23 protein-coding genes and 1 pseudogene are annotated in these 25,315 nt (G+C 60.3%); 18 read left to right on the top strand and 6 right to left on the bottom strand.

Features of this window, described 5'->3' with window-relative positions; genetic code table 11:
- Positions 1-47: 47 nt before the first annotated feature.
- The 4 genes from nadC to X742_RS141535 form a co-directional block, all read right to left on the bottom strand.
- A complete protein-coding gene (nadC, locus tag X742_RS141520; protein ID WP_023775328.1) occupies positions 48-902 on the bottom strand; it encodes a carboxylating nicotinate-nucleotide diphosphorylase in 855 nt (284 codons plus the stop codon).
- Positions 902-2,443, bottom strand: a complete 1,542-nt coding sequence (locus X742_RS141525) for an L-aspartate oxidase (RefSeq protein WP_023775327.1) — start codon at positions 2,441-2,443, stop codon at positions 902-904. Before X742_RS141525 ends, nadC begins: the two co-directional genes overlap by 1 nt.
- A complete protein-coding gene (gene nadA, locus X742_RS141530) occupies positions 2,440-3,414 on the bottom strand; it encodes a quinolinate synthase NadA (RefSeq protein WP_023775326.1) in 975 nt (324 codons plus the stop codon). Before nadA ends, X742_RS141525 begins: the two co-directional genes overlap by 4 nt.
- A gap of 67 nt (positions 3,415-3,481) precedes the next feature.
- Entirely contained in the window at positions 3,482-4,450 is a 969-nt protein-coding gene (locus tag X742_RS141535; protein ID WP_023775325.1) for a membrane protein, read from the bottom strand.
- A gap of 170 nt (positions 4,451-4,620) precedes the next feature.
- On the opposite strand from X742_RS141535, the gene panB reads away from it, so the two are divergent.
- The 8 genes and pseudogenes from panB to X742_RS141565 all read left to right on the top strand — a co-directional run bounded on the left by panB (position 4,621) and on the right by X742_RS141565 (position 13,286).
- Entirely contained in the window at positions 4,621-5,481 is an 861-nt protein-coding gene (gene panB, locus X742_RS141540) for a 3-methyl-2-oxobutanoate hydroxymethyltransferase (protein WP_023775324.1), read from the top strand.
- A complete protein-coding gene (panC, locus tag X742_RS141545) occupies positions 5,478-6,341 on the top strand; it encodes a pantoate--beta-alanine ligase (protein WP_031248709.1) in 864 nt (287 codons plus the stop codon). The genes panB and panC overlap by 4 nt, the downstream gene beginning before the upstream one ends.
- Before the next feature lie 93 nt (positions 6,342-6,434).
- On the top strand, positions 6,435-7,160 hold the full coding sequence (locus tag X742_RS141550) for a LuxR family transcriptional regulator (protein WP_023775322.1): 726 nt from the start codon (positions 6,435-6,437) through the stop codon (positions 7,158-7,160).
- A 93-nt stretch (positions 7,161-7,253) separates the two neighbouring features.
- A pseudogene (locus X742_RS01000000170965) lies at positions 7,254-7,671 on the top strand (acyl-homoserine-lactone synthase).
- A gap of 464 nt (positions 7,672-8,135) precedes the next feature.
- Positions 8,136-8,537: a DUF2285 domain-containing protein gene (locus X742_RS1000000173435; RefSeq protein ID WP_245275652.1), complete on the top strand. Its 402-nt coding sequence runs from the start codon at positions 8,136-8,138 to the stop codon at positions 8,535-8,537.
- A gap of 171 nt (positions 8,538-8,708) precedes the next feature.
- A complete protein-coding gene (locus tag X742_RS141555) occupies positions 8,709-9,683 on the top strand; it encodes a hypothetical protein (RefSeq protein ID WP_031248707.1) in 975 nt (324 codons plus the stop codon).
- Positions 9,684-10,694: 1,011 nt separating this feature from the next.
- A complete protein-coding gene (glmS, locus tag X742_RS141560; RefSeq protein ID WP_031248705.1) occupies positions 10,695-12,512 on the top strand; it encodes a glutamine--fructose-6-phosphate transaminase (isomerizing) in 1,818 nt (605 codons plus the stop codon).
- Between the two features lie 519 nt (positions 12,513-13,031).
- On the top strand, positions 13,032-13,286 hold the full coding sequence (locus X742_RS141565; RefSeq protein WP_023735822.1) for a helix-turn-helix domain-containing protein: 255 nt from the start codon (positions 13,032-13,034) through the stop codon (positions 13,284-13,286).
- 926 nt (positions 13,287-14,212) lie between these two features.
- On the opposite strand, the gene X742_RS141570 is transcribed toward X742_RS141565, so the two are convergent.
- Positions 14,213-14,602: a hypothetical protein gene (locus X742_RS141570; protein WP_023775317.1), complete on the bottom strand. Its 390-nt coding sequence runs from the start codon at positions 14,600-14,602 to the stop codon at positions 14,213-14,215.
- Positions 14,603-15,005: 403 nt separating this feature from the next.
- Between X742_RS141570 and queC the strand changes: the two genes are divergently transcribed.
- The 3 genes from queC (at position 15,006) to queE (ending at position 16,791) form a co-directional block, all read left to right on the top strand.
- Positions 15,006-15,704, top strand: coding sequence for a 7-cyano-7-deazaguanine synthase QueC (gene queC, locus X742_RS141575; RefSeq protein ID WP_031248702.1), 699 nt, complete (start codon positions 15,006-15,008; stop codon positions 15,702-15,704).
- Positions 15,704-16,060 (top strand): 6-carboxytetrahydropterin synthase QueD, encoded by a 357-nt coding sequence (gene queD, locus X742_RS141580; RefSeq protein ID WP_023775315.1) that lies wholly within the window; start codon positions 15,704-15,706, stop codon positions 16,058-16,060. The genes queC and queD overlap by 1 nt, the downstream gene beginning before the upstream one ends.
- Entirely contained in the window at positions 16,057-16,791 is a 735-nt protein-coding gene (queE, locus tag X742_RS141585; protein ID WP_023775314.1) for a 7-carboxy-7-deazaguanine synthase QueE, read from the top strand. The genes queD and queE overlap by 4 nt, the downstream gene beginning before the upstream one ends.
- A 333-nt stretch (positions 16,792-17,124) precedes the next feature.
- Here queE and hemN read toward each other — a convergent pair whose 3' ends face one another.
- The gene (hemN, locus tag X742_RS141590) at positions 17,125-18,474 is read right to left on the bottom strand and encodes an oxygen-independent coproporphyrinogen III oxidase (RefSeq protein WP_023775313.1); all 1,350 of its coding nucleotides are present in this window, start codon (positions 18,472-18,474) and stop codon (positions 17,125-17,127) included.
- A gap of 154 nt (positions 18,475-18,628) precedes the next feature.
- On the opposite strand from hemN, the gene X742_RS141595 reads away from it, so the two are divergent.
- From X742_RS141595 to X742_RS141625, 7 genes are all read left to right on the top strand, one after another.
- Complete coding sequence (locus X742_RS141595) at positions 18,629-19,375, top strand: Crp/Fnr family transcriptional regulator (protein ID WP_023775312.1); 747 nt, start codon at positions 18,629-18,631, stop codon at positions 19,373-19,375.
- 640 nt (positions 19,376-20,015) lie between these two features.
- On the top strand, positions 20,016-21,638 hold the full coding sequence (gene ccoN, locus X742_RS141600) for a cytochrome-c oxidase, cbb3-type subunit I (RefSeq protein WP_051407799.1): 1,623 nt from the start codon (positions 20,016-20,018) through the stop codon (positions 21,636-21,638).
- 11 nt (positions 21,639-21,649) lie between these two features.
- On the top strand, positions 21,650-22,381 hold the full coding sequence (gene ccoO, locus X742_RS141605; RefSeq protein ID WP_031248700.1) for a cytochrome-c oxidase, cbb3-type subunit II: 732 nt from the start codon (positions 21,650-21,652) through the stop codon (positions 22,379-22,381).
- Between the two features lie 11 nt (positions 22,382-22,392).
- Positions 22,393-22,542: a cbb3-type cytochrome c oxidase subunit 3 gene (locus X742_RS141610; protein WP_031248699.1), complete on the top strand. Its 150-nt coding sequence runs from the start codon at positions 22,393-22,395 to the stop codon at positions 22,540-22,542.
- A 2-nt stretch (positions 22,543-22,544) separates the two neighbouring features.
- Positions 22,545-23,408, top strand: coding sequence for a cytochrome-c oxidase, cbb3-type subunit III (ccoP, locus tag X742_RS141615; protein WP_023775307.1), 864 nt, complete (start codon positions 22,545-22,547; stop codon positions 23,406-23,408).
- A gap of 129 nt (positions 23,409-23,537) precedes the next feature.
- The gene (gene ccoG / locus X742_RS141620) at positions 23,538-25,097 is read left to right on the top strand and encodes a cytochrome c oxidase accessory protein CcoG (protein ID WP_031248697.1); all 1,560 of its coding nucleotides are present in this window, start codon (positions 23,538-23,540) and stop codon (positions 25,095-25,097) included.
- Positions 25,094-25,315: FixH family protein (locus tag X742_RS141625; protein ID WP_023775305.1), on the top strand; the 222-nt coding region annotated here is incomplete at its 3' end. The genes ccoG and X742_RS141625, both read left to right, overlap by 4 nt.

The raw sequence follows: 25,315 nt of genomic DNA, 5'->3' as shown, positions 1-25,315 counted from the left end.
ACGATCGGAGAGGACAGTTGACCAAATCCTGTTCGTTACTCAGACAATCATGAGCCCCGATGGTCGAGGCCGATATCCAGGACCGGCGCGCTGTGGATGAGTCGGCCGATCGAAATCAGATCAACGCCGGTCGCGGCAACCGCTCGCGCTGTATGGGACGTGATCCCGCCAGAAGCCTCGGTGATAGCGCGGCCACCGACGATTGCGACGGCGCGGCGAAGATCGGGGAGGGACATGTTGTCGAGCAGAACCGCATCGGGAGCGAAGCCAAGTACCTCCTCCAACTGGGCCAGAGTATCGACCTCGACTTCGATCTTGACGAGATGACCGGCCGCTCTTCGTGCTCGCTCGAGCGCTGGGCGGACGCCGCCTGCGATGGCGATGTGGTTGTCCTTGATCAAAATTGCGTCGTCCAGGCCGAAGCGGTGATTGGACCCGCCACCTGCGCGCACGGCATATTTTTCGACTGCCCGCAATCCAGGCGTCGTCTTGCGTGTGCAGACGATCTTCGCGCCATATCCACGAACAGCAGCGACGATCGATGCCGTTGCTGTGGCGATGCCGCTCAGATGGCACAAAAAATTGAGTGCCGTCCTTTCGGCTGTGAGAATGGCCCGGGCCGGGCCAACCACTGATGCAATGATCTCTCCATCCACGACATTGCAGCCGTCTGCCCGCTCCGCCGAGATTTCGACATCAGGATCAATCAAGTGGAAAGCGAGCATCGCCAGATCGAGGCCGGCGACAACTCCGGACTGTCGCGCCACCAACACGGTTCCCGCTTGGTATTCCTTCGGGACGATGGCATCCGTGGTCAAGTCGCCGGCTCTGCCAAGGTCTTCAAGAAGCGATGCCCGTACAAGCGGCTCAAGCATGACCGTGGGAAGCGGTGAGAGCCTCATCACTTTGCCCCTTCCAAGTTTGGCGAGTGTCCGAGTTCGCGCGCAGCGCCCAAGGCGGCTTCGAGCGTGATTTCGGACCGTCGGGCGGCAGTCGCATGATGAGGAAAATCTGTCCGGTAATGAGCGCCGCGGCTTTCTTCGCGCAACAAGGCGGCAACCGCGATCATTAGCCCGACAGCCGCCGGATCCGAGACCGCATCCTTGCTTTCGGCGAGCGGCAATAAGGCACGCGCGGCTGCTTTCAACCCTTCACCGTCCCGGACGATGCCGAGTGCGCGCGACAGGAAAACACGCACGGGTATCGGAGCGGGCGGTGGGTAAACGTTCGCAAACGCAGGTCTTGTTCTGCGAGCAGGCGTTCCGGCGACACTTTCAGCGACCCAGCGGGCGCACACGATTGCCTCGGTCAAGGAATTGCTGGCGAGCCTGTTGGCGCCATGCAGTCCTGTCGAAGCGACTTCGCCGCAGGCCCACAGCCCCTCGACGGAGGTCCTGCCAAAGCTGTCCACGGCAACGCCACCCATATGGTAGTGTTGGGCCGGACGAATGGGGATGAGATCGCGCGCGGGATTGATGCCCGCTCCACGACAGGCTGATGCGATTGTCGGGAAATGCCGAGCGAATGCCGGGCCAGGCCGTTGTCGGGCGTCGAGAAAAACACGGTGGCCGTTCGCAAGATGGTTCCAAACGGCGCGGGCCAAGACATCGCGAGGCGCAAGTTCCGCCCCTGGCACGCTTTGAAGAAAAGCCTGGCCGGTTTCATCGATCAGGGCAGCACCTTCGCCTCGGACAGCCTCGCTGACCAGCGCCATAGGGCGTTCTGGGCCGTCAAGCGCGGTCGGGTGGAACTGGATGAATTCGAGGTCGGCTAGGACAGCTCCAGCGCGGGCCGCAAGTGCAAGGCCTTGTCCGCAACTGCCCCAAGGGTTCGTGGTGTCGAGAAACAGTCCCCCGATGCCACCGGTGGCGAGGACGACCCGCCGTGAGCCGAAGAAGAAAGGTCCGATCGAACAGCTCGCCCAGACGCCCCGGATCGCATTCTCTCGCACGGCCAGCCGGCGCGCTTCCACGCCCTCCACGACAACTATCGACGGAGTGGAACGCACAGCCGCGATCAGGGCACGCATGATCTCACGCCCGGTGCCGTCCCCATGCGCATGAACGATGCGACGTCGGCTGTGTGCGGCCTCCAATCCGAGGCACAGTGATCCTTTCGGCGTGCGGTCAAAGGGAACCCCAAAGCCCGCAAGCCCCTCTATCGCCTTGGGCGCGGCTTGGAGGATGCGGCTCGCCACGTCTCTGTCGCAGAGACCATCCCCGGCGGCAAGCGTATCGGCCAGGTGCATTGCCGGATCGTCGTCTTCGCCGAAACTTGCAGCCAGACCCCCCTGTGCCCAGGTGCTCGAATTGTCAGCTCCCAGCAGCGACCTTGACAGAAGAAGCACCGGCTCCGGCGACAGTTGAAGCGCGGTCATCAGTCCGGCGATGCCGCCGCCGATGATGATCGGCCGCCCGAAGAAGCTGCGGAGGTCGGCGCTCAAACTGCCAGCATCCGTTCGACCGCAAGCCGCGCGCGCCCGGCGATCCCGGGTTCGATGGTTACGACATGTTGGTTCTGCTCGAGCGCCGTGCGGATGTTGGCAAGCGTGATCCGCTTCATGTGCGGGCACAAATTGCAGGGCCGGATGAACTCGACCTCTGGGTGCGCTAACGCGACGTTGTCGCTCATCGAGCATTCCGTCATCAGCACGACACGTGGCGGCCTTTGCCTTTCGACATAGTCGGACATGGCAGCCGTCGAGCCGGAAAAATCTGCTTCAGCCACGACGTCGGGCGGGCATTCGGGATGGGCGAGCACGACCACGCCGGCATGGCTTTCGCGCAACTCGCGGATGTCGGCCGGTGTAAAGCGCTCATGCACCTCGCAACGCCCTTTCCAGGCGATGATCTGCACATCGGTCTGGGCGGCGATATTCTGGGCCAGATATTCGTCCGGCAGCATGATCACCCGGAGAACCCCAAGGGATTCGACGACCGCCTTGGCGTTGCCGGATGTACAGCAGATATCCGACTCGGCTTTCACTTCGGCCGACGTGTTTACATAAGTGATGATCGGAACCCCGGGATAACGCTGGCGCATCAAGCGCACGTCTTCTGCCGTGATTGATTCCGCCAACGAGCAACCGGCGCTGAGATCCGGAATGAGCACGGTCTTGTCCGGATTAAGGAGCTTGGCCGTTTCGGCCATGAAATGGACGCCGGCCAGCACGATGACTTGCGCCTCGATCGTCGCAGCCGTGCGGGCTAATGCCAAGCTGTCGCCGACGATGTCGGCCACGCAATGGAAGATCTCGGGCGTCTGATAGTTGTGCGCCAGGATGATGGCGTTGCGCTCGCGCTTCAGTGCAAGGATCGCCTCGATATCCTCGGCGAAAGCCGGCCATTCGATCGGCGGGATCACTCGTCGGACGTGCTCGTAGAGCAACGCGGCCGTAGGCAGCATGGCGCTCATCGACCCCCTCCCGCTTATACTCTAATTGAAAATAACCAGCATATACTTGCTGTGAGTATAAGGGATGTCAACCCCGCGCCAGCGGCAATTTTGTCCCGGAGATGAGCCTATCGTCGAGAACGGCGTGGCGGAAACGGAAAAGCTTCGCTGGCCGGCCGCCGGTCTCAGCGGTGGCCTCTCCGGTCTCCTCGACCAGCTCCTGCTGTTCGATCAGTCGGCGAAAGTTCGGCTTGTGGATGAGCCTGCCGGCGAGCGCCTCGACGGTTCGCTGCAGCTGCAAAAGCGTGAAGACCGGCGGCATCAGCTCAAAGACGACCGGCCGGTATTTGATCTTGGAGCGCAGCCGCGCAATGCCGGTCGCCACGATGCGGCGATGATCGGCGACCATGGACTTGCTGGGCACCAGCGGAGGGGGCGCCGCGTCCCGCCCTCTTACGGCCTCTTGGACCAGGCCTGCTTCGTAGACTAACTCATAGCGTTGAAGCGTGAGTTCCTCGTTCCAAAGGCGGTCGTCGAAGCCGAAGGCTATCGTCGCCCGCTGCCAGCGTTCACGTCGCGTGGCCGCATCGCGGACGCCGTTTGCCCATTCAATCAGGCGTGGTCGCAGAACGTCCAGCACGACCGGAGGCGTGCCGGAGCGGTGGTCCTCCCATGGAAAATATTCATACCAACTCTGCCATCCGCGCTTGGGCGAGCCCGCTGCCTGTTCCTTGCGGGTCAATGCAAGATAGCTGATGGAGATGACGCGCTGCTGGCGCTCGGCGCCGATGCGATCCCGATCAGCGAACGTGTAAAGTTGCTCAATGTACCCCAGCCGATGGCCGGTCTGCTGCTCGACCCACCCCCTCAAGCCGGATTGCAGCGATCGGTGCTCAAGCGCAAAGGGTCCAGAGGGCAAGGTGTCTGACTGGCCGATGGTGAGGACACAGGGTTCACTGTCGTTTACGGCGACGACAAGGGCGATCAGGTCCACTTTGACGTCGTCGGCCTTGACGGCGGCTCTGTCTTTCCTGAGTCGTATTGCCTGATCGTCCATGTTCGCGAATTACTTGGCCAGCTCGGGGGACCTTAATCGATTTAGTGTAAGCGCGCCTGTCGGCACGTCAACACCCCACAGCTGCGCGGGCATTTTTAGCTCTTCGCACCTGCACAAAAATGTGCCAAAGGCGACACCCGCGGTTGGTAACGTAGGGGAAGGAGGATCCATTGAGCGCGTTTGGTGACACCAAGGCGATCACACCGCCGGATATTCGTTCGCGCAAAGGTGGGACGCCGCTCGTCTGCCTTACCGCCTACACCACCCCAGTCGCCCGGCTTGTCGATCCCCATTGTGATGTGGTGCTCGTCGGCGACAGCGTCGGCATGGTTCTCCACGGCCTGCCCTCGACGCTCGGTGTCACGCTGGAGATGATGATCACGCACGGCCAGGCGGTGCGCCGTGGCATCAAGCAGGCGCTGATGGTGGTCGACCTGCCGTTCGGTTCCTACGAGGAAAGCCCAGAGCAGGCTTTCCGAAATGCTGCGCACGTCATGTCGGAGACCGGCTGCACGGCCGTCAAGCTCGAAGGCGGCGAAACGATGGCAGAGACGATCGGCTTCCTCGCCGCACGCGGCGTGCCCGTCATGGCTCATGTCGGCTTGACGCCGCAGGCCATCAACGCCATCGGTGGCTACCGCGTGCAGGGCAGGGGCGGGGATGCCGAGCGCATCAGGCGCGACGCAATTGCGGTGAGCGAAGCGGGCGCCTTTGCGGTCGTCCTGGAAAAGGTTCCTGAAGCGCTCGCCCGCCGGATCACCGGGGAGGTGGCGGCCCCGACCATTGGCATCGGTGCCTCGGCAGCCTGTGACGGCCAGATTCTCGTCGTCGACGACATGCTGGGCCTCTTCGGCGACTTCCGACCCAAATTCGTCAAGCGCTATGCCGAACTGGGGGAGGCGGCTGCGGCTGCGATCGCTTCCTATGCGCACGAGGTGAAGGAGCGCCAGTTTCCGGCCGCCAAGCACGTGTTTGCCGATGCGCCCAAGCCCGCCGACACGGACGCCACGAAGAGCGGAGAAGCAGCGTGAGCGTGCCGATCGTCAGGAGCGTTGACCAGCTTCGCGAAATCGTCGCCGCATGGCGCCGCGAGGGCGTGAGGATTGCCGTGGTGCCAACGATGGGCGTCCTGCATGAGGGCCATCTCAGCCTGGTGCGCGCTGCACTCGAGAAGGCAGACCGTGTGATCGTGACGCTCTTCGTCAACCCGAAGCAATTCAATAGCCAGGCCGATCTTGCCGCGTATCCGCGCACTGAGGACGAGGATGCCGCCAAGCTGGCACCGGTTGGCGCGCACCTGCTTTATGCGCCAGATGCAGAGGAGATGTATCCGGCGGGCTTCGCCACCACCGTTTCGGTGTCCGGTGTCAGCGAGGGCCTGTGCGGTGCCTTCCGGCCGGGACATTTCGATGGCGTGGCGACCGTCGTCGCCAAGCTCTTCCTGCAGACTAGCGCTGACTTCGGCTTCTTTGGCGAAAAGGACTTTCAGCAAAGTCACCTGGTCAGGCGCATGGCCCGGGATCTGGATATTCCAATCACCATTGTTGCCTGTCCGACAGTCCGTGAAGCCGACGGTCTTGCGCTATCATCGCGCAATGTGCGGCTCTCGCCAGCGCAACGCGCTGTTGCTCCCAAGCTATCATCGGTCCTGCTCAAGACGGCTGAGCGGCTTGGGCGCGGCTCACCCGTCCTGCCAACGCTTGCAGAATCTCGCGCAGCAATTCTGGCTGCAGGCTATCGCGAGGTCGAATACCTGGAACTTCGCGAAGAGGCAGATCTGCACCCGATGACAAGCCTTGATCGACCGGCACGGTTGCTTGCCGCGGCCTGGCTCGGCGGCACACGTCTCATAGATAACGTCAGACTATTTCGGATTGGTTCAACAGATTAGCCACGTTCTCGGCACGCGCTGTATCCGTCCGGGATGATCTAAAAACAAGGTCTCTGCCTGGCATTGAGCGAACGGAGGTTACGCACAGGGCAAATGCATCGCGTGTTTGAGAACTTCGTCGAGCAACTGTCTGCAAGTGTTGATGCTGCCGATCTCTGTGAGGCAATGGCCTCCGCTGCAGCCGGCTTCGACTTCCCGCTATTCGCCTATTTCACTTACCCGTCGGCCTCCGGCGACGCCCCCCAATTGATTTCAAACTATCCTTCATGCTGGACATCACGTTATCTGCAACAGCGGTACCACAGTCTTGATCCGGTCATCCTGCGCGGGCTCCAAGGCTGGGATACATTCGATTGGGGTGTGGATCGCGCTCGACACTGTCTGCCGAATTCGCAGCAACAAATTCTGGAGAGTGCGGCTGAGTTTGGCATCTGCGGCGGCCTGACGATGTCCATGCATGATCATCTCGGCCGGTTTGCTGCCCTGACCTTTGCTTCCGACGAGTCCCGTCCGCCTCTTTTACGGTCACTGGCACGTTACGAAAAAGCATTGCAGCTGGTGGCCATCAACTTTCATATCCACGTCCGGCGCAGGCTCGCCGACGATCGCGTGGTGGATGGTGTAACGCTCACCCCGCGGGAGTTCGAGTGCCTGAAATGGGCGGCGCGCGGCAAGTCGGCTTGGGATATCAGCCAGCTTCTCGGCGTCTCAAAGCGCACCGTGACTTTTCACTTGGAAAACGCCAAGGCAAAGTTTGGCGTTCGAACGATCAACCAGGCCGTTGCACGCATGGCTGCCTCCGGCCAGACGAGATCCTGATTCTTCAGCCACGATACCTGTAAACCTCTACAGGCTGCATCGCTGTCAGCTTTGCCCTTCGATGGCGGGAACACATCCCACATGGAGGCGACCATGATGCAACTGATAACACCAGGCTTTTACAACGAGTTTGCAGGCGAACTCAAAGAGATGCACGGGCTCAGGTTTCGGGTGTTCAAGGAAAGGCTCGATTGGGAAGTTGATACCGAAGACCAGATGGAATCCGATTCGTTTGATGCTCTGAANCTACGAGCTCTTCGCGGCCATGATCGAGTTCGGCTTGGCCAAGGATCTGACCCGAATAGTAACGGTGACGGACACGCGCATGGAGCGGATCCTCCGCCTGGCTACGTGGCCATTGTCACGCATCGGACAACCCAAGTCCGTCGGCAAAACGGAGGCGGTGGCTGGATTTCTCGAGATTTCTCACGCGAGCCTTTTGCGCATCCGCAGCAGGGGACGTCTGAGCGGACCGGTACTGTGGCAACCGGTTCTGGGCCCGTCAGCATAGCGCCATAGTGGACACCTGAGCCATGAAGGATGCTGGTCTGTCCAAGGAAGCGACGGTCGGTCTTGTATGCTGGCCGGACTGGCGGCGCCAGGACGCTTACCACTACGCCAGACGATTGCCACGCACTGGCTGGGCCTGGGAGTTTCTTCGGCGCAATCCACAATTCCAGCGCGACCACGCCAAAATGGCACCGTCCGCCTGCATTGTCGGACCCCAAGGCGACATGCAGATAATCGAGTTGACGACAGGATCAGCTTTCCTAAGACAATGGAGCCTTCTTTTTCGCGGACGCGCCACAGTCGGACGCTACATCGGCAAGGGTTTTTTGGGATCCGCGCGATTGCGCCTGTATTCTACGAGCGGCCGCGGAGCCGCTTGGGCTCGACCACGATTTTGAACCGCTTCATCTTTCTTCGCTCTCATGCTGCAAGGACATCCTGCTGACAGCTGCGGGCGTGCAGCACGTGCTGCTGAGAGAGAACTGTCGGAGTCTGCAGATCGCCGTTTCCGGTGCGTCCGTCCTCGGCCCGTTGCGGCTATATGTCGACGCAATCGTTCAGCCGCAGCACTTCAAGTTCCATGTCGCTGCCCTTCAGTTCCTGAATGACGTCAACGGTTGCGGCCGCCTGTCAGTTGCACGCTTTCCGCCGGAACACCGCGGAGCGCGCCTGGGTATCGTACTCCAGGCCTTGGATGGCTCGCTTGCGGGAGCATCTCATCAGGAGGTCGCCATTGCTTTGTTCGGGAGATGCCGTGTCGAAGAAGATTGGCGTCATCCAGGTGGCCATCTTCGCGATCAGGTACGTCGCGCCATCCAACGTGGCCGCTACCTGATGGGCGGCGGCTACAGACAGTTCCTGAGGTAATTGGGGTGGTTGTGATTGTCTTATTCGAACGCGCAACCTCCATTGCTCACTGCAATTGTGCGTTGCACAAAACGTGGCAAGCGCCTAGTTCTTCCGCGGCGAATCGGGTTTCGGCGAAGCACTGGGACCCAACGCTTCGTCGATAAGTGCATTCATGCCCTGAGGATCCCGATGACCGTTATGAACCCCGACAAAGCCGGCGCTGCAAGCCTTGAGACAATCGCGCGAAACGGCAGCAAGCTGCGTCGCATAGCCGTACGCATTCCGACCTACCTGTCGGATGTTCGCGAGAACCCGGCGTGGCTTCCCATGTTCATGTTGGCGCGCACCATGCCGGCACGGAGAATGCACTGGCGTGGTGCAAAGCCGGTCCGAAGGTCGCAAAGAGCCCTGGACACGATGTTTGCCGGTGTCAATTGCCACGACGTTGTCGACGCGCTGCGGATGGATGGGCTTTTTCCCGGCCTCGTCCTGCCAACAATGGTGGCTGAAGATGTAGCCGCATTCGCCAGGTGCACACCTTGTTTCGGCAATTTCGATCGCCGACTCGAATTCATGCCGGCGGAGCATGTGGAGGCTGAGGCGCGGTTTGGCCGTCCGTTGCTCAGCGGCCATTATTTCGAGCGCATTCTGGGCTGTAACTCGGCCGTTGCCATCCAAAACGATCCGCTGCTCATGGATATCGCCGCGCACTATCTCGGCGGCCAGGCGACGCTGATCACAACGCGCGTCTGGTGGAGTTTCCCGACCGGCCAGGCCTCCGATGCCGACAAGAACCTGGCTTCGCTCGGCAAATACCACTTTGACCTGGACGACTGGCGGATGCTGAAGTTCTTTTTCTATCTGGTGCCCGTCGACGAGGGGACCGGCCCGCATGTCTATGTTCGCGGCAGCCATGATCGCCGCGCCCTCAAGCACCAACTTACGCTTGTCGTCGGCCATCCCGCCCAAGAGATTCTGGACGTGTACGGCAAGCAGAGCCCGGTCACGCTGACCGGCGAGGCCGGTTTCGGTTTCGTCGAGGATCCGTTCGGGTTCCATATGGGCACCGTGCCGGCGCACAGGCCACGGCTGATGATGGAAGTTGGCTTCGGCGTTTCTCCTCCATCGCGTCGCCGCTTCCATGGCGAGCCTGTGATCCGCTGATTTCGAAAGTCCCGAAACAGCCTTCCCGGACCGCAGTCTTGTGAGGCAAGATAAGGCTATGCCGCCAATCGATCTGTTCGGCGCCCAAAGCGATTGTCTACACATGCTTTGAACTGGGCTGGTGCAATGAGTCTCGTCATTACTCCAGCCAGCGCATGAGTGCCTGTTTGAATCGAGGTTAGATGGCTTATCCCACCTGCGTAACGCGACTTGGATGAGTTGCACATTTCGCGAGACCCATGGCCGGATCGATGGACGCAAGCAGACGCGCCAGCTCCGAGTTTGATGTACGCTGAGATGCGCACTTTGCGACACCGATAATCCTGTCCACCGCATCTGCTGAGTACGCTAATCGAACATTGAGTGCCGAGCGGAAAATGCCAGGGCCGGCTTTTGCGCGATGTCCTACATGGCCGCCGCGCGGGCTGCCGTCTCGGAGTTGCGCGTGACGATTCCGCTCGTGTCTGCAAACGTGCGCGCTCGCGGTCAAGAATGGCAATGATGCGGTAGGCCTTCTCCTGTCCGAATAGCGTCCCGAGGCGAGCCCGGTTCCAGTCGCCTTCGCCCTCACCAGACGTTGTAGTGCAAAGCGGTCGTTGGCGTTGGGCCCCACGATACAGTTTCGCCGTGCGCCCTGACGAGGCGAAGCTAGACCGCCGAAGGGCCGAGCATGTCACCTTGTGGGATGACGCCTTGCTCAACATCGGCTGCCAGATCGGCGGGGCGCGGCGTCGTACGTCCGCTGTCCAAGGCCTGCTGGCCTCTCTGAGGATTCACCGTTCACGGCGTGATCCTGCCGCGTGTGTGAGTTTGCGATCGTCATAAGAGCGTCAGGCACGAATGGAAGTTAGGTCAGGGCCCAAGACGCGACCTTATCCATGAGGTGGATGGTAGCTATCACTACAATCAATTGTACCAATATTACGGAATACTACTACAAGGTCCGTCATAAAGCGGCCGGTGGGTATCCGTCTCGCCTCTGAAGCTGCCCGAAAGAATGCGGAGACGAACATGTGCGGGATTGTTGGCATCGTTGGGCAACAGCCGGTGTCGGATAGGTTGGTTGGCGCGTTGAAGGGTTTGGAATATCGCGGCTATGATTCCGCCGGCGTTGCGACGATCATTGAGGGCGCCTTGCATCGCCGGCGCGCCGAGGGCAAGCTCGTCAATCTCGAGAGGAGACTGAAGGAAGAGCCGCTGAGCGGCAATATCGGCATCGGCCACACGCGTTGGGCAACCCACGGGGCCTCGACGGAACGCAATGCGCACCCGCACTTTACCGACGGTGTCGCCGTCGTCCATAACGGCATCATCGAGAATTTCACCGAGCTGAAGGACGAATTGGCGGCGGTGGGCGCCAAGTTCCAGACCGACACCGACACCGAGGTCGTCGCGCATCTCTTGGCAAGATACCGACGGGAGGGCATGAGGCCGCAAGAAGCGACGCGTGCCATGCTGAAACGCGTACGGGGAGCTTATGCGCTTGCCGTGCTCTTCGAAGATGAACCGTCGACCATCACGGCGGCGCGCAACGGACCACCGCTGGCGATTGGTCACGGCGACGGTGAGATGTTCCTGGGCTCCGACGCGATCGCGCTTGCTCCCTTCACCAACGAAATTACCTATCTCATAGACGGCGACTGGGCCGTTGTCGGCAATTCGGGCGCCCATATCTTCGATATCGACGGCCATCCCGTCGAGCGTCCGCGCCATATCTCCACGGCCGCAGCCGATCTGGCCAACAAGGGCAGCCATCGCCACTTCATGGAGAAGGAGATTTACGAGCAGCCCGAGGTTATCTCCCATACTCTCCGTCATTACACGAACATAGAGAATTGCGACATGGTTCCTGGCATCGATTTCGCCAAGGTTCCGAGCTTGGCGATCTCTGCCTGCGGGACCGCCTATTTCGCCGGACTGATCGGAAAATACTGGTTCGAGCGCTATGCGCGCCTGACGGTTGAAATCGACGTTGCGTCCGAATTCCGTTACCGCGACATCCCGTTGCCGCCGCAATCGGCCGCTCTTTTCATTTCGCAGTCCGGCGAAACCGCCGATACGCTTGCGTCGTTGAGGTACTGCAAGGAGCGTGGGCTGAAAATTGGCGCTATCGTCAATGCCTGCGAATCGACCATCGCTCGGGAGGCCGATACGGTCTTCCCGATCCTTGCCGGACCGGAGATCGGCGTCGCCTCTACCAAGGCTTTTACGTGCCAGCTTGCCGTTCTAGCCGCACTCGCCATCAGCGCCGCCACAGCCCGCGGGACCGTCCCCGAAGGCGAGCTGCAGGCACTCGTCAGGAGCCTCGCCGAATTGCCGCGCGTCATGGGCCAGGTACTCAACAGCATCCAGCCGGAGATCGAGTTCTTGTCGCGCGAACTGTCAAAGTGTCGTGACGTCCTGTATCTCGGCCGTGGCACCAGTTTCCCGCTAGCGATGGAAGGAGCGCTGAAGCTCAAGGAGATTTCCTACATCCATGCCGAAGGCTATGCAGCGGGTGAATTGAAGCACGGGCCAATCGCATTGATAGACGAGAACATGCCGGTGATCGTCATCGCGCCCCATGACCGCTTTTTCGACAAGACCGTCTCCAACATGCAGGAAGTGGCTGCCCGTGGAGGGCGGATTATCCTCATCACCGATAAAAATGGGGCAGCCGCATCGAAACTCGACACCATGCACACGCTCGTGCTGCCGGTAGTCGACGAGATTATCGCGCCAATGATCTTCTCGCTGCCGATACAGCTTCTTGCCTACCACACGGCGCTCTTCATGGGGACAGATGTAGACCAGCCGCGCAATCTCGCAAAATCGGTCACGGTCGAATGATTGTGAACCTGTACAGATGGCGAAGCTCTCGATGGAAAGCTACCCTTTGTCTGGATCCGGATGAAAACCAGATGACCAGTGTTTGCTGGAATTTGGAATCCCTTTTTTCGGCCGGTCGATCGGGGCACAGGGCGATCGAGCTTCCTAGAGCCGACGTCAGCACGCAGCCGGGGGCTTTCAAGGGTGGGTCTTTCGCTCCGCCGCCGGTGGAGATTGGCCGAAGGAAGCAGTGTCCGTACCGGGAGTTCGAGTTGGTGTTCAGAGTTCCAGGGCCCCCTCCTGAGATGGCCTGATCGGCTGTAGCGCATCGGACCTGCGATCCTTCGCGAATAATTCTCGCCGTTGGCTTTCTTGATTAGAAGGAGGTGAGCCGCCATATTCCGACCCAGCTCCTAATTCAGGCGGCCCATTCCATGGATGAGGCCGGTCCGGCTGAATGGACGTCCATTTTTTGATTTGCTTGGTCTGCGCCGCCGGGGGGTATCTCCCGAGGGAGCTCCCATGTTCTTGGAGATGTTTATGAACGATTCGCGCATTCCCGAACCAGTCTTGACGGCTATGTCGCAGGGGACCCACATCGTCCGCGCTTATCGTGAGCACCTTGGGTATTCGATCGAGGACCTGACGGTCGCGAGCGGGCTTGCCGCTGAGGAAATTCAAAACATCGAGCGAGGTCTGAGGTACAACAAGGGATATCGGGATCGGATAGCGAGATCGCTTTCCATACCTGTGGGAATCCTTGAGGCAGAGTCGCACATTTCGGACGCCGCCTGATCAGTCGGATGATCCGCAATGGGTGGACTACCGCTCTTGTGATGTGAAGCTTGCGGCTGATTGTAGACGCTGATTCCGTTGGGATGCCTCTGGCGCAGTACCGCCAAGAGAATCTCGTCAACTTTCCGATGCAGGAACCCTTCACATGGGCTCGCGAACAACAAGGCGATATAGCCGCCCGAAGTGCTACGAAACGTGCACGAGGGCATCGGCTCGCGACGAAGGATTGTAACGGCGAACTCTTGGTAGTTCGGCGAGGCGATGCTGGCGCTTGAGCATCAACTCGGCCTACGAGAGTGGCTACTCCTAGGCTGAATCGGCCAACATGGCCGGCATCGCGCCGCTCTGAAAATAACATGGCGGGCATCCTGACGTTTCCGGGTTGACTATGGGTGTTCGAACCACGAAAAGGGGCCGCTCTTCGTGAGTGGCGTGCGCCGGCAGTCTAACCCCAAGCCCCCCGCCCAGGCTGCCGGCGCGCTTCTAGAAAGATCGAGGTAGGCACTCGCTGCGCTCTGCCCGCCGACACCTTGTGCTTCCTCCAGCGAGTCCAGCGGACCACCATGGGTGGTGCCACTTCTGGTGCTTACCCACGTCCATTTGCGATCTCGGGTCATTGAGAGTACCGCAAGCACCCTCTCTGCTGGATGGCAACGCGGCTCGCGCCGCCCGTATGCAGCGCAAGCTCCATGCATGAGGTCGTCCCTTCAAAATACTTGATGCAGTTGCGCTTGCGTAGCTCCTTGCATGCGCTCGATGCCAGGAGGAGACCTCTGTCTAAACGCTCGCATCGATGCAACGCCGTTGATCACCATCATCGCGGCGACCGCTTCGCGGGGGCCGCAGCCGTTTTGGAGCATGACGATCATGCCGGCGCCATCGCAGTGACGCACATGCAAAATTCACAAATGCATTCTCGCCCAATGCTAGGTGCCCAGCATATGTCCGGCATCCCGCAACGCGGCTACGAAGAGACGGGCATTGCCGTTGGCATCCATCTTGGCCTGCATTGACAGGGGCATCCTGTGCCAGCTCTCCAAGGACGCAATGTAATGTGAGAACATACCGTTAACGATGCAATAGTGGGTAACTAGGCCGTGTACATCCAACGCCAGCACGCCGAATTGGCCGCCGTGATATCGGATGGCTGCGACCCGCTGGACCTGCGCGTCACGGTCGATCCGCACGTCGAAAAGCAGGATGCCGCGGCTCCTGGTGGCTATCTCGGCGGCTTTTTCAGCGAAGCTCAACGAGAGCGAGCGGACGCTTTCGACTGCCATCTGTAAAACCATCAAGTTCAGTTCATCCACTGACATAAGGTACCTGTGCGCAAGACATGGGTGATTGCAATCGACCACACCGCTTGTTCACAGGTGTCGGCTCATCACCGGTTATTCAGGGTTTGCCGGTCATCTTTGCGGCAAGCCATCCGGGCTCCTTGTACCCTGCAACCGTTGCAGTGGCGTCCCTCGGCGCTCGGAACCGCCAGGCTCTGCTCGTCGAGAACTTTGTCCGCGAGCAGCGTTTGCTTGAGCATTCCGCTGAAGCGTGACGTCTCACCAGTCCGTGTCCTTGCAGCTCACCGCGAGGGCGTTTTGCGCACCGCACGCAAGCGCACGAAACTGGTCTCCGTTCACTTCACAAAATGGTTTTCCTGAAGTACTGGAGCGCAGAGAAATCTCCGGTCGCAGCCTACCCGGTTAAAACAAGGACCCCACGATGAAGACTCTCGTCGTCTGCTCCGGCGGATTGGATTCCGTTACTCTTGCTCACAAGGTGGCAGCGGAGCACCAGCTTACCGGCCTGCTATCGTTCGATTACGGCCAACGGCATAGGAAGGAATTGGGCTTCGCCACCCTTTGCGCGGAGCGCCTGAGCGTCCCGCAGCGAATCATCGATATCCACGAGATCGGCGGCGGCCTTTCCGGCTCCGCGCTGACCGACAATGTGGACGTGCCCGACGGGCACTATGCCGAAGATACGATGAAGGTAACGGTGGTGCCTAACCGGAACGCCATCATGTTGGCGATTTCCTTCGGCCTCGCCGCAGCACAAGACGCTGACGCGGTGGCGACGGCCGTGCATGGTGGGGATCATATTGTCTATCCCGATTGCCGTCCGGGCTTCATCGATGCTTTCCAGATGATGCAGGACCACGCGCTCGACGGCTACGCGCAGATTCGCCTTTATGCACCCTATGTGAACCTGACGAAGGCGGACATTGTTAGGGATGGAGCCACATACGGCACGCCGTTTGCGCAGACCTGGTCCTGTTACAAGGGCGCCGAGCGTCATTGCGGGAGGTGCGGGACCTGCGTCGAGCGGCGTGAGGCGTTTCACATCGCTGGCCACCCGGACCCAACCGAGTACGAGGACTCCGACTTCTGGCTCGGAGCGCTGCGAAGGACCACCGCGTAATGTTCCGCATCACCAAGGAATTCCACTTCTCAGCCTCGCATCAGCTCACCTCATTGCCATCCGATCACCAATGCGCGCGCCTGCACGGACATAACTACATCGTCGAAGTGGAGCTTTCAGCGGATGGACTGGACGATCACGGCTTCGTNCGCGACTACCACGATTTGGCGCCATTCAAACGCTACATCGACGAGAGCTTCGACCACCGACATCTCAACGACGTGCTGGGACACGAGCAAGTCACGGCCGAATATCTGGCCAGACATTTCTACGACTGGTGCAAGGCACGCCTGAGCGAAACCGCGGCCGTGCGGGTGAGCGAAACGCCGAAAACCTGGGCGGAATACCGGCCATGACCAATACTCATCCCGCAATCCGCGTTAGCGAGATTTTCGGGCCGACGATCCAGGGCGAGGGCGTGCTCATAGGTTTGCCGACGATCTTCGTCAGAACCGGCGGGTGTGACTTTCGCTGTTCCTGGTGCGACAGCCTGCATGCTGTGGACAATCAATTCCGCCATGAATGGGAGATGATGTCCGTCGGCGTGGTGTGGAAAAATGTGCTTGCGCTTTCCGGTGGCCGCCCGCTTATGGTGTCGCTGTCAGGCGGCAATCCGGCCATCCAGCCGCTCGGCGCGCTCATCGACCGAGGCCATGGTGACGGTTACCGTTTTGCGCTGGAAACCCAAGGTTCGCTTGCCAGGGACTGGTTTGCGCACCTTGACGTGCTGATCCTCAGCCCAAAGCCGCCGTCAAGCCAAATGACGACAGATTGGGCCGCTGTCGAGGCGTGCCTCCAGGCGGCACAAGGCAAGCCCCAAATCGTGCTCAAGCTCATTGTTTTCGACGAAAGGGACTACGCCTACGCGAAAGACGCCGCTGCGCAATTTCCGCAACTTCCGATCTATCTGCAACCCGGCAATCACACGCCGCCACACCCGGCAAATGATGACGCGCCCGTCGACCTTGACGGAATATTGAAGCGCATGGAGTGGCTGGTTGACAGCGTGACCCGCGACAAATGGTTCGAAGCCCGCGTGCTACCGCAGCTGCACGTTATGCTCTGGGGTAACAAGAGAGCCGTCTAGGCCAGGCCCTTTCCACCGGAACTGCACCGGCATATTCGGGTGAACGGGTGTTCAACGTTGACCTCGCTGCCGGGGTGCTTGCGGACTTCTGCCACCGGCCCAAGTGTTGTCAGCCGCTTGCACGGCACCTTGCATTCTCCTTGCAAGGTCGAAGGGAGTGTCGCCGACAACCATGATCTGACAGGCAGGGCATGAGCGGGCGATATCGTCGCCATGCCAAGACGCGTCTGGTCCGGTTCGAACCGTCTCGGCCGACGGTCGCCGGTCAACAGTGGAAAACGATCGCAATCGGTTCACGATCGAGTGAGAGCCATGACCGTTCCTCTGCGGTGCTCAGACTGCCGCCGAGTGCCTGGCCGTTCCAGTTTCGAAATATTTGTCGAACCTGGCCGCGATGCTTCGGACGAAAGGGCGACTTTCAGCCGGCACAACGAATCTGTCGCCATCAAGTTCAAGCAATCGAACCGGATCGTGGAGGGCCATGGAACTTGACTGAAGGAGGAGCCTCTGGCCGGCCTCGCCGAAGCGTTCCACCAGATCGATGGCCGAGAAGGCGAAGTCGCACATCAAACGTTCGATGATCCAGCCGCGAACGCGGTCGTCGTTGGAAAGTGCGATACCCCGAACAGCGGCCAGCCCGCCGTCATCAACCGTGCATCGATATTCGCTGGTCGAAGGCATGTTCTGCGCATAGCCCTGCCGAAACTGGCTGATGGACGATGGGCCTAGCCCAATCAAGGTTTCGCAGCAATCGTCGGTGTAACCCTGAAAGTTCCGGTGCAGTGTTCCGGCGCGGGCGGCAAGGGCCAGGGCATCGCCGGGTTTGGCGAAATGGTCGAGGCCGATTGCTTCGTACCCCTGGTCCACGATCGCCCGCGCCGCCAGTTGCAATTGAGCAAATCTCTCCGCGGGACCGGGCAGCCATGCCTCGTCTATCATGGTCTGATGTTTCTTGAACCACGGCACATGGGCGTAGCCAAAAAGCGCTATCCTGTCGGGTTCCAAGGTCAGCGCCTGCGCGACGGTGGAGGAGACGCTCTCCCTCGTCTGGTGCGGCAAGCCGTAGAGCAGGTCTAGATTGACCGATTCGACGCCGCGCGAACGAACACCGTCGACTACCGCTTTGGTCTGCAAAAAGCTCTGCTCGCGGTTGATTGCCTTCTGAACCTTCGGATCGAAGTCCTGGACGCCGAGGCTCGCACGGGTCGTGCCGATTTCGGCAAGCGCATCGAGGCGGGCATCGTCCATATCATTGGGTTCGATTTCAACGCTGATCTTGGCGCCGGGAAGAAAGGCGAAGCTGTTGCGCAGGACGCTTCCCACCGCCACTATATCCTCAGGTTCCAGCATCGTCGGGGAACCGCCGCCGAAATGAACCGCGCGAACTCGGCCCTTGCCGGTAACAAGGCCGCCAACCGTGGCGATCTCCGCATACAGCGAGCGCAGATAAGCGGCCACCGGCTCGTAGTGGCGGGTCTGTTTGGTATGGCACGCGCAGAACCAGCAGAGCCTGTCGCAATAGGGAATATGCAGGTAAAGCGATATCTCGTCACCACCTTCGAGCGCCTCCAACCAGCCTCGGTAAACGACGGCATCGACGCCCGCATGGAAATGGGGCGCAGTCGGATAACTGGTATAGCGCGGGACGTTCTCGCCAAGTCTGGCAGCTAGCTTTTGTCGCATGTCGTGGTCCACCGTGTTTGCGTCGCCCGAACTGTGGATGCTTGGATGAGCCTAAGCCCTGATTTCGATCAACCTTCAGCACGGACAAACTGCCGCAAGGATTTTTCTACCGTGGATTGCTATCCTGCCCGCACTGGACCGGTAGAGCGATCGAATGACATTACGGCAGGATATTCACAGTTCCGGCATTCCCGTTCTTTGCCTGCCTTGCGAGGCACGGCGCCGCGGTGTCTGTGGCGCGCTCGAGCCAGACGATTTGGCTCAGCTCGCCAAGACGTCGTCGCGGCACAATATCGAGCCGGGGGTCGAACTGATCGGCGACGCCGAGGCGGTCGACTGTTATTCAAACGTGCTTTCAGGCGTGGTGAAGCTCACGAAGAGCCTCTCGGACGGCCGCCAGCAGATCGTCGGTCTCCAGTTCGCGCCGGATTTTCTGGGACGGCCCTTCGAGATGAAAAGTGCGATCAATGCGGAAGCGGCAACAGCTGTCTCGCTATGCTCGTTTCCGAGAGCGGCCATCGAACGGATGATGAAGCATTCACCCGAATTTGTGCATCGCCTGCTCAAGCAGGCGCTGAACGAACTTGACGAGGCCCGCGAATGGATGGTGACTCTGGGGCGCAAGACCGCACCAGAGAAGGTGGCGAGCTTTCTCCTCATGATTGCCCGGAACATCGACTCCAATGTTGACCCGGCGGCCAGGTCGGCGTGCTTCGAGCTGCCGATGACGCGTGCCGACATCTCTGATTTCCTTGGAATCACAAACGAGACCGTGAGCCGTCAGCTGACCAGCCTGAGAATGGACGGCGTGATTCGGATCGAGAACAACCGCCGCGTCACCGTGGACAGCATGAGCCGGCTGGAACGGCGCTGCGGCGGCCGAGGCGCAATAGCCGTTTGAATGACACGAAGCTGCATGGCCCACGCCACTTACTTCATTCGGGGCAGGGCATGCTCGCGTTGGGCTCAGGAGACATCGCGTAGCGACAGCCCGTTCTCCATCCGATCGTATACGCCAGTTGCGGTTGGGCTCGTCGGCGAAGCATCCACACTTGGCCGAAGTCAATATGCCTCATACGCAGGCGAAAATCGCCGTCCAAACCATAAATGTCACGAAGGCAGCGCAACGCTCGCGCTGGCTGTTCCAAGGCATTGAAACGATCGACGTTCGGTAAGGCATCGGCCTGCTTACCAGCGTCACAGAAGGTGCGCTTGCCCACACGCCCGCGATCGCCTCCATACCCGGGCCCCAACTGGGGACGCCGGGCCTGTCCATAAACCGGCGGCCGCTGCTGCACTTTTACATTCGAGTCTGATCGCACCGAACTCGATGCTGCTCGAAGCAAAATGGTGCGGCTCTGACATGGATCAGGGCGAGCAGGCGACGGCTGCGCGATAAGGCACCGCGGTTTGGCATCCGCCGGAATTGGAAATCGGGGCTTGCGATGAAATTCGGCAAAGAAATCGTGCTTCTAAGCCTGTTCGCATTCGCGGCTTTGGTGGCCGCTGGCGCTGGGGTGGATGAACCCTTTCGCCAGCATATGTGGGTCTTGTTCTTCGCCTTGGCTGGCTTCACTGCGATCCTNCTGTTCGCATTCGCGGCTTTGGTGGCCGCTGGCGCTGGGGTGGATGAACCCTTTCGCCAGCATATGTGGGTCTTATTCTTCGCCTTGGCTGGCTTCACTGCGATCCTGTTGCGCAACACTGAGTTCAAGCCTGCCGCGCCGATCGACCCGTCCGCTTACATGGACGGGCCAATCCGCTATGGCGCCATCGCCACCATGTTCTGGGGTGTCATCGGCATGCTTGTCGGCGTGGTCATCGCGCTGCAGCTCGCCTATCCCGATCTCAACATCCAGCCCTGGTTCAACTTTGGCCGTTTGCGGCCGTTGCACACGTCGGGAGTCGTCTTCGCCTTCGGCGGCAACGCGCTGCTTTGCACGTCTCTCTATGTCGTGCAACGCACCTGCCGCGCCCGGCTGTTCGGCGGCGATCTCGGCTGGTTCGTGTTCTGGGGCTACCAGCTCTTCATCGTCATGGCAGCGACTGGCTACCTGCTCGGCATAACCGAGAGCCGCGAATACGCGGAACCGGAATGGTATGTGGACATCTGGCTGACCATTGTCTGGGTCGCCTATCTCATCCTGTTCCTCGGCACGATCCTGAAGCGCAAGGAACCCCACATCTACGTCGCCAACTGGTTCTACCTGTCCTTCATCGTCACCATCGCGATGCTGCATGTGGTCAACAACCTCTCCATGCCCGCCTCCTTCCTGGGCTCGAAGAGCTATTCGGCTTTCTCCGGGGTCCAGGACGCTCTGACGCAATGGTGGTATGGCCACAACGCCGTGGGCTTCTTTCTGACCGCCGGCTTTCTCGGCATGATGTACTATTTCGTACCCAAGCAGGCGAACCGGCCGGTCTATTCCTACCGGCTGTCGATCGTCCATTTCTGGGCAATCATCTTTCTCTACATCTGGGCTGGACCCCATCATTTGCACTACACCGCCCTGCCCGATTGGGCGCAGACGCTCGGCATGGTGTTCTCGATCATGCTGTGGATGCCGTCCTGGGGCGGCATGATCAATGGCCTGATGACGCTGTCGGGCGCCTGGGACAAGCTCCGCACCGATCCGATCATCCGCATGATGGTGATGGCCATCGCCTTCTACGGCATGTCCACCTTCGAGGGTCCGATGATGTCGATCAAGACGGTCAACTCGCTGTCGCACTACACCGACTGGACCATAGGACACGTCCATTCCGGCGCACTCGGCTGGGTCGGCATGATCTCGTTCGGCGCGATCTACTTTATGGTGCCGAAGCTGTGGGACCGTGAACGACTCTATTCGCTGCGCCTCGTTACCTGGCACTTCTGGCTGGCGACTCTTGGCATCGTCGTCTACGCGTCGGTCATGTGGGTGTCCGGCATCATGCAGGGCCTAATGTGGCGCGAATACGACGAGCAAGGCTTCCTGGTCTACTCCTTCGCCGAAACGGTCGCCGCCATGCACCCCTACTATGTAATGCGCGCCATCGGCGGGGCCATGTACCTCTCCGGCGCCCTGATCATGGCCTGGAACGTCGCCATGACCATCCTTGGCTACCGGCGCGAGGAGGATCCGATGCCAGGCTCCGTTCCCGCCCTCCAGCTTGCGCGATGATGAGACAGAAAATGAGGTTGATGAACAGACACGCGCTGATCGAGAAGAACGCTACACTTCTGCTCGTTGGATCGCTTCTCGTGGTCACCGTTGGTGGCATCGTCGAGATCGCGCCGCTCTTCTATCTCGACAACACGATCGAGAAGGTCGAAGGCATGCGGCCTTACTCGCCGCTCGAACTTGCCGGGCGCAACATCTATGTGCGCGAGGGTTGCTACCTCTGCCACAGCCAGATGATCAGGCCTTTCCGTGACGAGGTCGAGCGCTACGGCCACTACAGCCTGGCGGCCGAGTCGATGTATGATCATCCCTTCCAGTGGGGATCGAAGCGTACCGGCCCGGACCTCGCCCGGGTTGGCGATCGCTACTCCAATCTTTGGCATGTCGAGCACCTCACGGACCCACGTTCCGTGGTGCCGGAATCGATCATGCCGAGCTATGGCTTTCTGAAGGATACGCCGATCGCGGTGAAGGACTTCTCGACGCATCTGGTCGCAAACAGGCGTGTCGGTGCCCCTTACACCGATGACATGATCGCTAACGCCAATGCCGATTTGATGACGCAGGCTGATCCCAACGCCGACACATCCGGCCTCGAGGCCCGCTACCCCAAGGCCAAGATCGGCGACTTCGACGGCAACCCGCAACAGGTCACAGAAATGGACGCCCTAGTCGCCTATCTGCAGATGCTCGGCACGCTGGTCGATTTCAAGAATTACGACGAGGCCGCGGGCTACCGCTGAGGACAATGGCGATGACGTACAATTTCATGCGGGAGTTTGCCGACAGCTGGGGCCTGCTTGCCATGGCTCTTTTCTTCATCGGATCCGTTGCCTTTGCACTTCGTCCCGGCAGCCGCAGGCAAGCCCGCGAAGCAGCTCAAATTCCTCTGAAGGAGGACTGATCATGAGCAGCGATCACATTGACGAGGTTTCCGGCATCTCGACGACCGGTCATGAGTGGGACGGCATTCGCGAGCTCAACAACCCGCTCCCGCGCTGGTGGGTCATCACCTTCTACATGACCATAGTCTGGGCGATCGGTTACACAATTGCCTACCCGGCATGGCCGCTGTCGCACTCCGCGACAAAGGGCGTACTTGGCTATTCCAGCCGCAACGAAGTCAAGAACGAGTTGTCCGCGGCCGAAGCGGCAAAGGGCAAATATGTCGCCGCAATAGAGTCGAAAAGTGTTTCGGAGATTGCTGCGGATGACACGCTGCGCAAATTCGCCGTCGCTGCCGGCGCCGCCGCGTTCAAGCTCAATTGCGTGCAGTGCCACGGTTCCGGCGCCCAGGGGTCCAAGGGCTTTCCGAACCTAAATGACGACGACTGGCTGTGGGGCGGCGAGGTGGACCAGATCCAGCAGACGATCGCTCATGGCATCCGCTTCGCCTCCGACCCGGCTACGCGCCTGTCGGAAATGCCGGCCTTTGGCGACATCATCACCGCCGATCAGATCAAACAGGTCAGCACCTACGTTGCCAGCCTGTCCGGCACTGTCGGCGATCAATCGTTGGTCGCGCCCGGCGCCAAGGTCTTCGCCGAAAATTGCGTGGCCTGTCACGGCGACAATGCAAAAGGCAACAAGGAACTCGGCGCTCCAGATCTGACCGACGCCATCTGGCTCTACGGGTCAGGCGAAGCGGCCATCGCCGCCCAGGTCACCGCGCCGAAACAGGGCGTGATGCCGGCCTGGGGCGCGCGCCTCGGCGAGACCAAGGTCAAGGAACTGGCGGTCTACATCCATTCGCTTGGCGGCGGAGAATAGGAGCAGAAGCCTATTCTCGTCCTCCCCCTCCCGCCAAGCGACGAGGCCCGGCGCAAGCCGGGCCTCGGCATCATCCAGAACCGATGAGTCGGCTTCCGGCGAAATCGTCGCTGGTGACTGGAGCTTCTCGTGCTTGATAACTCGCAAATAGAAAGGATCGAACCCACGCCGGTCAACTCCGCCAAGGTGCGTCAGCCAATGTACGTCGCGCGCAAGAAGATCTTCCCGAAGCGGGCCTCGGGCAGCTTTCGCCAGTTCAAATGGCTGGTGATGGCGGTCACGCTCGGCATCTACTATCTGACGCCGTGGCTGCGCTGGGATCGGGGCTCGTTTAGCCCGAACCAGGCCGTGCTGCTCGATGTCGCCAACCGGCGTTTCTATTTCTTCTTCATCGAGATATGGCCGCAGGAATTCTACTATGTCGCCGGCCTTCTGGTGATGGCCGGCGTCGGTCTTTTCCTCATCACGTCGACTGTCGGCCGTGCCTGGTGCGGCTATACATGCCCGCAGACCGTATGGGTCGATCTGTTTCTGGTAGTCGAGCGGGCCATCGAGGGCGATCGGAATGCGCGCATCAAGCTCGATGCCGCCTCCTGGAGCCCTCGCAAGCTCGCATTACGGGTATTGAAACACGCCATTTGGCTGATCATAGGTGCAGCGACCGGCGGCGCCTGGATCTTCTATTTCGCCGATGCGCCGACCCTGATCGGCGAGCTCTTCACCGGTACTGCGGCACCTGTCGCCTACATTACCGTCGCCGTGCTGACGGCGACGACCTATACGTTCGGCGGGCTGATGCGCGAGCAGGTTTGCACCTATATGTGCCCGTGGCCGCGCATCCAGGCAGCCATGCTCGACGAAAGTTCGCTCACCGTCACCTACAACGACTGGCGCGGCGAACCGCGATCGCGTCACGCCAAGAAGGTACTCGCCGCAGGTCAGCCCGTCGGCGACTGCGTCGACTGCAATGCCTGCGTTGCGGTTTGTCCGATGGGGATCGACATTCGCGACGGCCAACAGCTCGAATGCATCACCTGCGCGCTTTGCATCGACGCCTGCGACGGCGTCATGGACAAGCTAGGCAGGGAGCATGGACTGATCTCCTACGCCACGCTCTCCGACTACAACGCCAACATCATGCTGGCGACCGCCGGCGGCTCCAGTTCAGTCGAACCGTCGCTGGTCAGGCCGGCTGATGGCCTGTTCTCCGACAAGGTGGCTCACTTCCATATCCGCAAGATCTTTCGGCCCCGCACTTACGTCTACATGGGTATGTGGTCGCTGATCGGCATGGGCCTGCTCTATTCGCTGCTGACGCGCGACCGGCTCGAGATCAATGTCCTGCACGATCGCAATCCGCAATTCGTGACGCTGTCCGACGGCTCCATCCGCAATGGCTACACCGTCAAGCTGCTGAACATGATCCCCGAACTAAGAACGATCATTGTCACCCTTGGGGGCTTGCCCGGCGCAGAGATGAGCATCGTTGGCGTCGACCTCCCCGCCGATCGCTCTTTTGCGATCCAGGTCGAACCCGACCGGCTGAAGATGTTGAAGGTTTTCGTGCGCCTGCCTGCTGACCAGATCCATGGCGAAGCGCAGACCTTCACACTCCGGGTCGAGGACAAGGCGAGTTTCGAGTCCAACGAATACACCGCCACCTTCAACGCGCCGGAGATCGCCAGATGAGCACCACCACGCGAAAACCCCGCGAATTCACCGGCAGGCACATGTTGGCCATCATCCCCGCCTTTTTCGGCGTGGTCATCGCGGTCAATCTGACGATGGCGACGCTCGCCAACACAAGCTGGACCGGCCTTGTGGTCGAAAACACCTATGTGGCGAGCCAGCAGTTCAACAGGAAGGCCGAGGAAGGGCGGGCGCAGGCAGCCCTCGGCTGGACCGGC

The sequence above is a fragment of the Mesorhizobium sp. LNHC229A00 genome (assembly GCF_000502415.1).
Classification (GTDB): domain Bacteria; phylum Pseudomonadota; class Alphaproteobacteria; order Rhizobiales; family Rhizobiaceae; genus Mesorhizobium.
Note: the sequence above shows the minus strand (reverse complement) of the source record. Positions and strands in the feature narration are given on the sequence as shown.